General features: G+C 40.3%; 13 protein-coding genes. All 13 read left to right on the top strand.

Features of this window, described 5'->3' with window-relative positions:
- Window positions 1-307: 307 nt before the first annotated feature.
- Window positions 308-691 carry a GntR family transcriptional regulator gene (locus REC12_RS23240; protein WP_308898355.1) on the top strand — a complete coding sequence of 128 codons (384 nt, stop codon included), beginning with the start codon at window positions 308-310 and terminating at the stop codon, window positions 689-691.
- Complete coding sequence (locus REC12_RS23245; protein ID WP_308898357.1) at window positions 684-1,547, top strand: ABC transporter ATP-binding protein; 864 nt, start codon at window positions 684-686, stop codon at window positions 1,545-1,547. The genes REC12_RS23240 and REC12_RS23245 overlap by 8 nt, the downstream gene beginning before the upstream one ends.
- A complete protein-coding gene (locus REC12_RS23250; RefSeq protein WP_308898359.1) occupies window positions 1,540-3,237 on the top strand; it encodes an acyltransferase family protein in 1,698 nt (565 codons plus the stop codon). Before REC12_RS23245 ends, REC12_RS23250 begins: the two co-directional genes overlap by 8 nt.
- A gap of 651 nt (window positions 3,238-3,888) precedes the next feature.
- Window positions 3,889-4,869 carry a carboxymuconolactone decarboxylase family protein gene (locus tag REC12_RS23255; RefSeq protein WP_308898360.1) on the top strand — a complete coding sequence of 327 codons (981 nt, stop codon included), beginning with the start codon at window positions 3,889-3,891 and terminating at the stop codon, window positions 4,867-4,869.
- A gap of 156 nt (window positions 4,870-5,025) precedes the next feature.
- Window positions 5,026-5,646, top strand: coding sequence for a TetR/AcrR family transcriptional regulator (locus tag REC12_RS23260; protein ID WP_308898361.1), 621 nt, complete (start codon window positions 5,026-5,028; stop codon window positions 5,644-5,646).
- Window positions 5,647-5,965: 319 nt separating this feature from the next.
- On the top strand, window positions 5,966-6,535 hold the full coding sequence (locus REC12_RS23265; protein ID WP_308898362.1) for a TetR/AcrR family transcriptional regulator: 570 nt from the start codon (window positions 5,966-5,968) through the stop codon (window positions 6,533-6,535).
- Window positions 6,532-7,209: a flavodoxin family protein gene (locus tag REC12_RS23270; RefSeq protein ID WP_308898364.1), complete on the top strand. Its 678-nt coding sequence runs from the start codon at window positions 6,532-6,534 to the stop codon at window positions 7,207-7,209. The genes REC12_RS23265 and REC12_RS23270 overlap by 4 nt, the downstream gene beginning before the upstream one ends.
- 296 nt (window positions 7,210-7,505) lie before the next feature.
- Window positions 7,506-7,688 carry a 4Fe-4S binding protein gene (locus REC12_RS26615; RefSeq protein ID WP_445223118.1) on the top strand — a complete coding sequence of 61 codons (183 nt, stop codon included), beginning with the start codon at window positions 7,506-7,508 and terminating at the stop codon, window positions 7,686-7,688.
- Between the two features lie 282 nt (window positions 7,689-7,970).
- Window positions 7,971-8,111 carry a hypothetical protein gene (locus REC12_RS23285; RefSeq protein WP_308898365.1) on the top strand — a complete coding sequence of 47 codons (141 nt, stop codon included), beginning with the start codon at window positions 7,971-7,973 and terminating at the stop codon, window positions 8,109-8,111.
- 51 nt (window positions 8,112-8,162) lie between these two features.
- Window positions 8,163-8,639, top strand: a complete 477-nt coding sequence (locus REC12_RS23290) for a hypothetical protein (protein ID WP_308898366.1) — start codon at window positions 8,163-8,165, stop codon at window positions 8,637-8,639.
- 1,704 nt (window positions 8,640-10,343) lie between these two features.
- The gene (locus REC12_RS23295) at window positions 10,344-10,541 is read left to right on the top strand and encodes a hypothetical protein (protein ID WP_308898368.1); all 198 of its coding nucleotides are present in this window, start codon (window positions 10,344-10,346) and stop codon (window positions 10,539-10,541) included.
- A gap of 5 nt (window positions 10,542-10,546) precedes the next feature.
- Window positions 10,547-11,527: a polyprenyl synthetase family protein gene (locus REC12_RS23300; RefSeq protein WP_308898369.1), complete on the top strand. Its 981-nt coding sequence runs from the start codon at window positions 10,547-10,549 to the stop codon at window positions 11,525-11,527.
- Window positions 11,493-13,847: an ATP-binding protein gene (locus REC12_RS23305; RefSeq protein ID WP_308898370.1), complete on the top strand. Its 2,355-nt coding sequence runs from the start codon at window positions 11,493-11,495 to the stop codon at window positions 13,845-13,847. Before REC12_RS23300 ends, REC12_RS23305 begins: the two co-directional genes overlap by 35 nt.
- The last annotated feature ends 18 nt before the right edge of the window (window positions 13,848-13,865 follow it).

Consider the following 13,865-nt stretch of genomic DNA (forward strand, 5'->3'; position numbering starts at 1 on the left):
AAGGCACGTGGAGACGGTAATTCTGATGACAAATAGTGGTTCCAAGGGCAAATGAGCCAAATCAGCCACTATATGTAATGGTTTTGCAGTAAAAAATAAGCAAAAAACGGACTGAAAAAAGTGCAATTTTCAGCCCGTTTTTTGCTTATTTTTATAAATGACATTGAACATACGGGATAATAACTATTATTTTACAGAAATGTATAAAATCAAAAGTTATTGACATGCTATATCTCAAGTGTTATTATCCGGTACATACAGTGATTACAATACGGACACCATTTCAAGTGATGAGGGTGATTAAATATTGCGGATAATTATTAAAAATACATCGGGGAAACCTATTTATGAACAGATTAAAGAACAAATCAAGGAGGCTATCCTCAGCGACGACTTAAGCGAGGGGGATATACTTCCATCCATCCGGCAACTTGCCAGTGAGTTGAAAATAAGCGTCGTTACGACAACAAGAGCCTACTCTGATTTGGAGCAGGAGGGTTTTATCGTCAACATACAAGGCAAAGGCTGTTACGTTTCCCCGAAGGACAGTGAACTGGTACGTGAACAGCTGCTTCGTAAAATTGAAGATGGTTTTGCGGCTGCCATAAATGCCGCAAAGATAGCTAAATTGCCTCAAAAGGAATTATTCCAAATGCTTAAATCTATGTTGGAGGGAAATCCCTATGAATAATGCACTTGAAATACGCGAACTTTGTAAAAACTATAAAGACTTTGCACTAAATAATGTCTCTTTTTCTTTACCGATGGGCTATATCATGGGTTTCGTCGGTCAAAACGGCGCCGGTAAGACTACCACGATCCGCCTGATCCTTAATATGATTGACCGGGAAAGAGGGGAAATAAAACTATTCGGCTTGGATAATATGCAGGATGAACAGAAAATTAAGCAGGACATTGCGGTCGTTTTCGATGATACCTATTTCGTCGACACTTGGAAAGTCCGGGAAGTAGAGAGAGCCCTCAAGGACTTTTACAGCAATTGGAGCAGTAAACAATTTAATGAATATCTCAGCAGCTTTCATCTGCCTTTGGATAAAAAGGTGAAAGAGTTATCCCGTGGCATGAAAATGAAGCTGATGCTGGCTGTCGCGATGTCACACGAGGCCAGGCTCCTGATCCTCGACGAGCCGACGAGCGGACTTGATCCAGTTGCACGAGAAGAGCTGCTTGAAATACTGAGCAAGTATATTGCCGACGGTCAGAAAAGCATCCTTTTTTCCACCCATATCACCTCAGACCTTGAAAAGATTGCCGATTATATTACGGTGATCGAGCATGGGAGTATTTTTTATTCCGGAACCAAAGACGATCTGCTGGAACGGTTTTGCATCGTTAGAGGGGGGCCGCACGACCTGACGGATGAACTGAAGAAAAACCTTATCGGGCTCACCACCAATATCGCGGGATTTGCCGGACTGCTGCCGACTTCCGAGATGAAACATCTGGCTCCGGAGATTGTTACGGAAACACCTACGATAGACGAGATTCTCGTATCCATCAGCAAAGGAGGGAATCATTATGAGTAGTATTCTCAAATCGGTAAAGCTCGATTTCAATATCGCGAAGTCGCGTTATTTTATGTTCATTATTGACATTATCGGGGTTTTCTTTGCTGTAATGAGCAAAATACCCATGTATGGCGCCCTGATTATCATGGTCGTTTCGACGCCCATTGCCGGCCAGATTTTTTCTGTATACGAAAAAAATAACCTCGAAAACCTGTATGGTATATTGCCGCTCAAGAAATCTGATGTCGTCATAGGCAGACACCTGTACGCCCTGTGCCTCATCGTCATAAACGGCATCATCGCAACGTTAGTGGCATATATCGTTTCGATTGTCACTGGCCATGTCATAAACAGCAATGAATTTCTGACCTTATTGTCCTTTGGCTTTGCTTATGCGTGCCTGATGACCGCGGTGATATTTCCGCTGTATTTTAAATTTTCGTTCTCCAAGGTCTATATCTTTTCCAACCTGCCGTTTTATTTGCTTTTCGTCATCCTCTTCGTCCTGACGAGAAAAACGAACCTTCTGCAACAGGCGGGCCCGGCGGTCCAGAATCTCACTTCCAGTCTCACAGCCGCGGCGGTCGGACTGGGTCTGGGGCTTGTTCTGCTGGCGCTTTCATGCATATTATCAATGTCTCTTGTCGAGGGAAATCAGCCGAGGTCCCTTCCTGCGGAAGAACCGGCAAAACGTCTGTTCTTTGCCGACAACCTGCGCACGTGGGTGGTGATCCTCGTCGTGCTGCAGCACCTGGCCGAAGTCTACAGCACATTGTATTTATTCATGATGATCAACTCGGCTTACTTCATGGGCCTGCTCTTCCTGCTCTCGGGGTATTTCACTCCCGGGGCGTATGAACGCAAGGGGCCCGGCAAATTCCTCATGGACAGGCTGCTGCGGCTCGCCATACCCACGCTCGTTTACGTCTTCATAATCAGCCCCTTGATGGTCTGGGGAAGACATCAAATAACGCATCAGCCCATCGGAAATCTGTTTGTCTTGGATCAGATGTGGTTCGTGGTGATGCTGCTCATATTCGACTTGGGCTATCTCGTGTGGCGGACGATTGTGAAAAACAGGCCGGAGCGCCCGGCGGGCGGTGCGTCCAAGAAGCTTACGTTTTCCAAAGTTGCCCTCTTCACGCTGGCGCTGGCGGCGGCCAGCTACCTGCTGCGGATCGTCATTCCCTATGGCATACCCGTGCTCGAATTCCCGTCGCTTGGGTATCTGGCCCAATACCTGAGCTTTTTCCTGATCGGAATGCTTGCCTTCCGGCAGGGCTGGCTCCGGTCAATTCCAGGCTCGCTCGGGCAGCTGGGTTTCGTTTTAGCCATACTTGCGTCGGTCATTTTATTCCCGGTCTCGGTCATCGGCTCCAACAGCATGTGGATAGGCTACGGGAGCTGGCAGTCGGCTGTATTTGCTCTGTGGGATTCGATTTTTGCCGTGGGCATAAGCCTGGCATTGATTACTTTCTTCCGCCGCTTCCTCGACGGCGGGAAGAAGTTCGGCCGGTTCCTCTCCCAGCATTCCTTCGCCGTGTATGTCATCCATGTACCGGTCATCGTTTTCCTGGTGCCGGCGTTGTCAGGCTTGCAGGCGCTGCCTCAGCTGAAGTTCTTGCTGGCGGCGGTCGTCTGTCTGCCGGTCTGCTTCGGGCTTGCTTGGCTTGTACGGAAAATTCCCTTTGCGAAGAGAGTGCTGTAAGGGAAATTTTAAAATGGCAAAACGCAGATTTTCAAAAGAGGAAGTTGCAATGTGGCATAAGGGGTACAATCAGAACATGTTTTATATCAACAAGAATTAAGTAAAAAGGAGCTAAAAATGTCAATAATTTTTTTGATCATTTCAGTAACGGCTTTCATAGCTTTTATAATCGGTCTTAGTAACCCAAGCCGCGCAATATTTTGGTCTAAGCATAAAACCAAAATTCAGTTAATTGTTTATCTTATTATCGGTATTGTATTTGGCGTAGTCTGGGTTTTGGTCCGTTTTTAGTGTATAGGTTGGCCGGCCTGGAATCTTGAGAGCTCATTAAAAATCACTCCTTTAAAAAATTCAGGTAGTTTGGTCTAAAATAAACCTAAAATAATAGGACAATTTAAAATCGCCGAATTTCTTGCGCCCCAAGGAATTCGGCGATTTTTTGGCTTCTATCTCCCAAAGTCAGGAGGGCTGGAGATACTTGGTACATAAAGTTTTAAAAATGACCTTGACCACTCTGGTCATTCGGTATAGAATAATAAGTGACCGGATCGGTCATATTAATTAATCAGGCGGTTATCATCTATCCGAAATTTTGTGGTATAGAATCAGGACCTAATGAAGAGCTGCTATTATAAAAAGGAGGAAAATTAAATGAACGATGAAATAAGGAACAAAATGGACAGTGCGGCACCAGCGAATGTCTGGCAAGGACGGGGAGAGATTAAGAGACCGACGGAGGCTCGCATCCCGCTGATGGATGTGTCCGCATTATCGGAAGAACAGCGCACGCTGGCTGGAATTGGAGCGTCGAATGTCCTTAGAACGCTTGCTCACCGTGGAGACTTGATGACGGCTTGGCTGGAGTTTGGAGGGCATCTTACAACCGGAGGGAGAGTGCCTTTCCGGACGCGCGAGCTGATGATCTTACGGGTCGGACTCCGCTCCTCGTGCGAGTATGAGTGGGCCAACCATGTTCCCGGTGCCCTCAGTGCCGGCGTAACCGCATCTGAGATTGAAGCCCTTGCGAACGCTACGGGTTCGTGGTCCGACGCTGACGCGGCGGTACTGAATCTGGTCGATGACCTTTGCGCAGATAACTGCGCTTCGGAGAAGACTTGGAAGGCTTTGACCGCGACTCGCGATGAGGGAGAGATCATCGAATTGCTGATGCTGATTGGCTTCTATCGGATGAACGCCGGATTTCTGAATTCTCTGGGGGTGCAGGCCGAGCCCGGGCGCCCCCGCCTCGGACAGAGTATGTCTTACGAGGCACCTGCGCCTTCCAGACGACCGGCCAGCACCTCTACGGTTGGAGCACCATCAGAGGCGAAACCGGACGGGATATGGCAGCTGAAATTTTACCACCCCGCCGCGACGCAGGAACTCCAGCTTGTAATGGTGACAAGGGATGATGTTTTGTCCGGAACGCTCACCAATGAGGCGGCGGGTATCACCGTGCCGTTCTCGGAGGGTAAGGTAAACGGGAACCATGTGACGTGCACGACAGTCATGACGAAACCGTTTCCTGTAACCATCACCTGGGAGGGGACGATCGACGGCGACTTTTTCGCGGGTACAGCTACAATCCGTGATGCGGGCTCATTTCCATTTGATGGTACGAGGGTAGGATAGACGCGTCTATTCTGGAATGGTTAGGCAGGTATGAGACTTATGCCGGGAGATAAACTCCACAGTCTTTTATTGAACGCTCTTGGCCACTTCGGTCATTTGTTATAAAATAATATCTGACCGAAGTGGTCAGACAAACGAAGTAATGAGGTGCCTATCATGTATCCGAAATTTTATAGTTTGGAACCAGAGAAAAGAGAACGTATTATAAATGCAGCTCTTAAAGAGTTTACGCGAAGTGGTTATGAAAGGGCTTCTACAAACGAGATTATTAAAGAAGCGAATATAGCCAAAGGTTCATTGTTCAGCTATTTTAATAACAAAAAGGAATTATATCTATTTTTGCTTGATTATTTGCTTGAGATTATTGATAAAATTTACGACGAGGTGGATTGGAATGAAACAGATCTTTTTAAAAGGATTAGAGACCTAGGATTAATTAAGTTTAAAATCATGAAAAAATTCCCGAAAGCATTTGACTTTCTGACAACGGTTGGTCATGAGAATGCCGCTGAAGTTAAAACTGAAATTGATAAAATGGGTAAGTATGTCATTGATAGTGGCTTCGAAAAAAGTTATAAAAATATAGATTTGACTAAATTTCGTGAGGATATTAATGTTCAAAAAACTATTAATATTATTAATTGGACGTTGCTAAGTTTTGCAGAGCAACAAGCAGATAAATTAAAATCTTTTAATGAGATCGATATGGACCCGCTTGGAGAATGGGAAAAGTATTCAGACATCATGAAGCGTTGCTTTTATAAAAAGGATGAGTGATTGTACGGATTTACGCTTGGGTATTTTTTACTTGGAAAGACTGTGAAGGTGAATAATAGCAATGTATTGAAGCTCTTGGGTGTGAAGTGAGCACCCAAGAGCTTTAGTATGTGGGAATAATTTGGCTAGATAGCTAAGATAAATTAGATTTCGCTGACAAGAGCTTGAGCAATTGATATTCTTCTATTGAGGGATTTGAGACCGTTGTGTTTTGACATAGAGAAGCATTGTAATTGTGTTTGACTTGACAAAGCGACACGTGTGTCGTAAAATATGAGAAACGACATATGTGTCGCTTTTGCAGAAAGGAGACTGTATCGTGTCAAATAAAAGTAATAACACTAAAAAAAATATCATTGATGCATCTCTACAATTGTTTGCTGATAAAGGCTATCAAGTTGTTACTATGAAAGATATTTGTGATCGCTGCGGTCTGAGCAGAGGGGGCTTGTACCGTTATTTTTCTTCCACGAAAGAACTATTCATAGCGATGCTTGACGGGGACATAGACGATGACATAAAGGCTGTGAAGCAAGCAATAGAGCAAAAAGTACCCGCAAAAGTAATATTTGAGCATTATTTAGATCATGAGAAAAATGCCATATTCAGTGACAATAAAGGGTTGTTTTTTGCTGCTCACGAATTTGCTTTCGCTGAACCTGAACAGCGTGCCTATTTTGATAAAAGGGTAGCGTTGTCTGTTGATTTACTTGGCAATCTATTCAGATATGGTCAAGAAACTGGAGAATTTAAACATTTTGATAGTTCTATTGTAGCAGCACATATTATCTATTTTTTTGATGGCTTGAAGACCTCCTCATCTGTTCTGACAGTCAACGAAGAAATGGTCGATCAGCAGCTAACTATAATTAAAGGGATGGTAATATGAAAATTACTGCTTTTAACGGAAGTCCAAGAGGCATTAATAGTAATACAAATATGATTGTGGAAGCATTTTTGGCAGGGGCACGGAAAGCCGGTGCAGAAACGGAAAATATTTTTTTGATTGATAAAAATATTAAGCATTGTACAGGATGTTTTTCTTGTTGGTTTAAAACTCCAGGGGAATGTATCCATCAAGATGATATGAATGAATTGCTTAAGCTATATAAAAGTTCAGATATTGTATGCTTTGCTACCCCTGTTTACCTTTGGAATATGACAGCGTGCCTTAAAAACTTTGCAGATAGGTTAATCCCTCTAAAAAGTCCCAATGTAGTGGAAAGTGAGGGTAATTTTGAGATGAAAAATAATTTATCGAAATTACCTGATATGATAGTAATATCAAACTCTGGTTTCCCGGGTGAAAATAATTTTCGCACTATGCATGAAGTAATGAAATCCTCAAATCCGATATTGGAGATATATAGGAATAATGGCATGTTACTTCGGATGAGTAGAGCCGATATACAAGAAAAAGTACAAGAATATCTTTCGTTTGTAAAGCAAGCCGGATTTCAAGTTGCATCAAACGTTAAATTATCAGATGAAGTGGAATCTGGTCTAAATTCAGAGTTGTTATCTACTGAGGAATATATAAAAATCATTTCAGGTGGCAAGTAATCATTCAGAGGGCTTTGTTGCCAAATCTTACCCATGTCAGGCCGGTCCCAATTCGAATGTGCATTCGAATTGGGACCGGTTGTTAGTCTTCGCTGAATTTTTCTGTGGTAATGCTTCTTCCTGTAAATTCTTATTGACAAATCTGCTTGCTTACTACTATACTTCATATATACCCCTGCGGGGTATTAGGGATAAAATGAATTTTAATTCGAGTTTCGCTCATTGCTTTGCCCCTTATTTAATGGAGCTATTCAAAGAAAAACGAAAAATTATTAGAGAGGAAGTAGAACTGAATGATGCAGATTACCGTCAATAAAAAAAGATGCCCCCAGAACCACCCCTGCCCGGCGGTCCGCGTCTGTCCCACAGGCGCAATCAATCAAACCGGCTATTCCGCCCCGACGATTGACCAGGACAAGTGTATTCAATGTAAAAAGTGTGTCTCCTTTTGTCCAATGAAAGCTTTGCAGGCCAATTAAGGGCGATGCAAAAGGGCCGGTGTCAGGTTTTGTGCTTTGTCTTTTGGAAATAAGATGCGGCGGCCGCCCGGCCACCACTTTCATATCCCTGCGCTTAAGCCTGCAGCGGATCAAACAGGTCATTCGTAGTTGTATTAACTATCCGAATGTCCCTTATTCCCGTCGTTCAGCTACTCACAGAAAACGGCCGAAAAACTTATCCGCCTCTTCGAGGCCTATGCCTCCAAGCAGTCCGTCTCCCTGACCGCCGGAGCGCCAGCGCTGGAAGAAACGCTGCCGGAATTGAATGAGAATCTGGACAAAACCTTCAAGGAACTGACCCGGGAAATGAAGCGCTTCGCCGCGAAAGATCCGGATACGCATAAAGTTTATAAGGAGAAGGTTATTAACTTCTTATCGCGAGGGTTGACGACGGAAATGTAAAGCGGATCGGGAGGGGCAGGGAAGGAAATAATAATGAGGTGGGAATACAGATTGAAAAAAAATGCATCAATTTTAATTATATTAATAGGTGTAACTTTTATTATATACATTTCTTTACTAATGCCGATTTCAATAAAAAGTAAATATGTGGGAATTGCATACAGGTTGAATGATTCAAAATTTAATAAAAAGGTTACTGTTGAATTAGATGGTCAATATAATAGAAATTCCAAGCAATTTGATGGCAAACTGTGCATAAATAATAATGAATATACACCTTGCTTTTTTTCACCAGCCACAATGTGGATATGTTATGTAGGAGATAGAAGATATTTAATGGGGCAAGTTTACGCAGATGAAGATTTAAAACAGCTGACATTTGAAATAAACAATGAACAAATTTATTATGACTTAACGAAAGAACCTTATAAGGGTGAAAATTTGTTCATTACCGTGCCAGCCAATAATAAAGAAGAGGCTGAAGCGATTTATAAAAAACTACAACAATATGGAGTAATTGGTAACTAGATCCTTGAGTCCATTAAAATGTCAACATGCAATCTTACGCATATCGACTACAATCTGAGAGCAATTCACCCCAGACCAATCCGTGCCTCACTACCCTCAAGAAGAAATAGCGGTCTCGATAAAGCCTAGCTGGTGGTCTTGTGCTAAGAACGCGTTCGAAGAACACGATGCTGTTATCCGTGACGCCTTTGAAACCCAGCACTTTAGCCTCTATTACTGTTTATCTATTGATATTACTGACATAATGACCTCACCAAAAGTGTATTAAATTCAGAGATTTATACTTCTGTCAGACCTCTCTTTCTTCTGAAATAAGAGGGGGAAAGAGGTTATAATGAGAAAAAAAACATTACGGCGCCGCTATTAAAACAGTTTCTGAAGAACCGACTCGGATGATAAATCTTGTATTAACCTTAGATGAAAATTCGGCAGTAAAATTCGCAAGCTTATATGCCTTATGGCCCTGTTATAATATTGAAAGAGATTGGGCATCGGAAAAAGTTATAATTTGTATGAACAGGATTATAGATTTGCAGGCTTCCATGGCACGAAAAGCATGCTTTTTTTGTTGTATCCCAAATACCGTGAGCGTGTATTAAATATTATAAAAAATGTTATGAGTCGGATGACAAAGAACTGATTCAAATGGGATCATATTCACTAGCGCGGAAGTTACTCTAATTAATGATTGAATTAGCAAAGATAAAGGTGTTTGGGGAATAGAAAGTGAGGTTTCCAAGTTGATAATTGGATTATATGATGAGACATCCGGTTCATCGCTGCCAGAGAAAAAAGATATTGCGGAAAAATGTCTTGATATATGGGATTTGATGTTTGAAAAACAAATCGGTTCTATAAGGTAGTTGAGCTAAAAACTAATGGAGAGGTGAAAGACTTATCTGATTTATGGCTATCCGCCAAGGGGGTGCCAGAGGAGTACGACATCTTCTCACGCACTCAAGGCACGTTGAGACTGTGACAAGTTTAAGGAAACAGACACTCTGAAAGACGCCTGTAGATTTCTAGAATATTTTTAATTAAATCGGAAACAGGCGTAATTTTTCCGCCTACGTCCATGGGAACATGTCGCCTATTTTGTTTTACATAACATGTTATTATAGGTAATGATTGTTGCGGTGTGGCAGGAAACTGTCATGCACGGTGTAGAGCAGGGGGTAAAGGCGGAGATAAGATAAAAGCTTTAACTATTATTTTGGTGTAGTTTATATTCTCAGAATAAAAGGCTTTAGGGGTACTGCGGATACTATATTTCAGTTGCGTTGAAAACAAAGAAGGTAGATTTTTTTGATTGGCAAGTCTTCATTTGATGAATTGTTTGATTTTCTATGTCGAAAAATAATATTATTTGACTAAAAATACTGGTATTTGTTTGTCGAAAATTACGGGCGACTATTTAGTAAGTCTATGATAGCATGTAGATAATTCAAAATTTCTATTCTAAGGATTCCAATACTTAAAATTCACAAGGCTTCGTTGTATTAATTGTAATTTATTCCGAAATTGGATATTGGTTAGATAGAGATTATTGGTTGAGAGAAAAAAGACTCAGCTTGTTAATAAACTTGACAATCGGCTAATTTAATTTTTGAAATACAAAATACTATAAAAGTTTATGTGAAAACAGGAATTTAGGAAATGGCGTCAAATATAGCAATATATAAAAAATGAAAGGATGTTTTAATATTGAACTACGAAATAATAGCGGAAATGGTCCACAGTTTAGTCAAAAATAACCATAATATGGCATTGTGTGAGCAGGGGGTATCTTCAGCAAAAATATTACCTAATGAAGTTTCCATAATCCAAAGAGTTTTTTCCAAATATGAAGCAACTGGAGATGCTGTAACCATTGGAATAATCCCAGAGGGCATGTGGGAATAAGGAAGATGACGCATCATCTCGATTGTGAAATCACATCCATACTAAATGATATACTGAACAGAGCGTATCTCAGCCCTGAAATGATGCACTTAATCCAATCCTCGTTAAATGCCGAAGTCAAGAACGGTGAACAATTTAAATGGGCACACCTGACTATATTAGGTTGTGAATGTGTAAGTGGAGTGAATGAAGTCTTGCTGCCAGGTGCCGTTGCTATGGAATTAGCTGCTCTGGCAGCAGATATTTTTGATGATATTCAAGACCAGGATAATGATAATCTGCCATGGCGTCAAATTCCAACTGCTAATGCTTTGAATTTAGCAATCTGTTTAAGTATGCTGAGCTACAGGTCTCTTTCTATGTTATCGGATAATACGGATAACAGACTTTATAAGGAAGTTAGCCAAATGCTTAGTCATATGTGGATAACGGCTAGTGATGGGCAATTTCAAGAGGTTCTCTTAGACAACTCTGAGCAAGTTATTCTTGACCAATATTTTAAACTTGTTGAGAAAAAGTCAGGAAGTCTAACGTCATGTGCGTGCAAATTAGGCGCAATTTTAGGTGGTGCATCGGAAGAACTGGTAATTCAATTGGGCAGTTTTGGAAACTATCTAGGCATCATGGGCCAAATTAGAAATGACCTAAATGACTTTTTAAGCTTGGAGAAGAAAAGGGATTTTGTTAATCATAAAAAAACTTTGCCATATGTCTACCTTTTGAACGTTCTGAAAGGTAATTCGGCTGAACAATTTAATAAACTAACTCAATTACAAGCCAATGGGCTACAAGGTTTTGGTAAAGAAGAACAAGACTATCTAAAACAACTAGCAATGGATGAAGGGGTTACACTTTATTGTAGAGTGATGTATGAAATGTTCCGGGAAAAGGCAATGGAAATTATTCAAACAATGTTAATTTCCGAAAAACACAAGGAGAAGTTGATCAAACTTGTTGAAGAAAATAATTTGGCGACAGGCATATAACATTGCTAGTGTCGCCTTTGTTTTATTGACGATCATGTACTTTGTAGCAATTATTAATCACCCATACGTCGGCCTTGATCTTAATAATCATAATGGTAAATGGATTGTTGCTGACAGTGATCCTTATGGTGAGGGGTACAAGCTAGGAGTCCGTGTTGGTGATATAATATTAAGAATTAATAATCAAGAAACAGGAGATTATCACTTCGTCCAAAAATGGGGTGAGACCGAAGGTGCTTCAGTAATAGAATTTCAAAAAAGCACTGAATCAACGGATTATATCATCAAAATACCAAAACGCCCTAGTAAATTGATGGTATTCAGCGAAATACCTATGGCCATTTTAGGACTGGTCTTTATGTTTTTTGGATATTTCACATGGTTTAAAAGACCTTACATGATTCAAGCACGTGCTTTATTCTGGGCTAATTGGTTTATCGGTTTAGCTATCATCTTAACTCCGGCTTCGAGTCGAGTACTGATGTTTTCCAGAGATTTGGAATCCATTGTCATGTCACTGGTTCCATTGACCCTTGTAGATTTATTTTCGGTATTCCCGAGCGAAAATAGAAACCGGATCAATTGGGTTGGTCGCAATATATTAGCTGTTACGAGCGTATTAATAATAGCTCTTACGGTATTACAATCAGCGGGTATCCTGCACATTAACAGCTCGATAAAGAAATTAATACTAACAAATTTGTTGGTAGGTATTCTTTTAGTGTTGATGAATCTATGGTTATCAATAAGGACATCAAATGATACATCGGAAAAAAACCAAGTAAATATTGTGCTATTAGGTATAGCCCTAGCTTTTTTGCCGTTTATTATTTTAACGGCTATTCCGGTTATATTAAATACTCAACCCATTGTTAACACCGAGATCAGTTATTTATTTGTTTCTGCATTTCCGATTACTTTATCTTATGTCATTGTTAATAAATATTTATTGGACTGTCATCAACTCTTGGAATATACACTAATTTTTTTGATTGAAGGAGTAATTACTAGCATTGTTGTTACATTTGTACTCTTTTTTGTAAATGTGTTTGGTAATTTAAATATAGAAAAGTTTCTTGCTGTTTTACCCCTAACATTAGCCTTTATGGTTTATATAACGTTTCTTCGAATCACGATAAAGAAGATAATTAATACATATTTATTTCCAGAAGGAAAGCATGCTTTTAAGAAACGAATTCTTGACCTAAACGAAAGATTGATTTCTATCCATGAAGAAGAAAGTATATTAGAAGAGTTTGTAAATAGCTTAAAGATTCAGGGTGCCTTTATTATCATAAAGGATGATAAAAGTAGAAATTTTAACAAGAGTGTAGGCATGTTTGCGGAAAATATTAATGAACGATATAAATTACAAGAATATTTTCGGACTGAACAAAAAATTAACTTAGAGGCGAAATTGCTTTCAGATGATTCGCAAGCTGAAGTCTATATTCCCGTCATTTCAGATAATTATATTTGCGGAATATTTTTAGGTCATCGTTATTCTAAGATAAAATTTAAGAAGGAAGATCTAGCGTTTATTACGTTAATTTCCAGCCAATTAGCGCAACGCTTGACATCTGCACTTGTTACAAAAGAGTTGTCAAATGAAATCAAAGACTTGGCCAATCAAACCTTTAAATTACAACGAAAAACTCAAGGATTACATGGTATTACTGCCGTATTGTTTAGAAATTTTGAAAGAGAGCGAAAATCAATAGCACATGAGATTCATGATGGCCCTTTACAATTTGTGTTGGATTTGGATCGACGCCTGAAGAAACTTACGAAAGACGTCTCCGCAAAAGACGAAATGGTAGAAGACGTTTTGTATATGCGAGAGCTGGTAGAAGAGCTAAGTATGGAACTCCGTTTAATATGCAAAGGGTTACGTCCTCCTACCTTAAGTGATCTAGGATTACTTTCCGCTACTGAATTGATGTGTGAGGAAATAATGCTTAATGAGCCAATACTAATCTCGTTAGAAATAGTCGGTATTAATCGAGAAGACCGTTTTGATGAAGAAGTAGAAATAGCAGCGTATCGTTTTTTACAGGAAGGTATATCAAATGCTGTGAAACATTCGAATTCAAATGAGTTAAAGGTCCATCTTGAAATGAAAGAATCTAAAATTGAGCTAATAGTAAAAGATTCCGGTAAAGGATTTGATACAAATAAAATAGATGACTGGCTGATGACAGGTGTTCATTATGGAATAGCAGGAATGAAGGAAAGATTAGAAAGTTTGGGGGGGAACCTTCAAATAAGTTCATCAAATGGACGAGGCACAATGCTAAAGGCAATTATCCCAAGTTCTTAATAAAGATTAATTAATGTC

The organism is Candidatus Desulfosporosinus nitrosoreducens, assembly GCF_030954495.1.
Taxonomy (GTDB): Bacteria; Bacillota; Desulfitobacteriia; order Desulfitobacteriales; family Desulfitobacteriaceae; genus Desulfosporosinus; species Desulfosporosinus nitrosoreducens.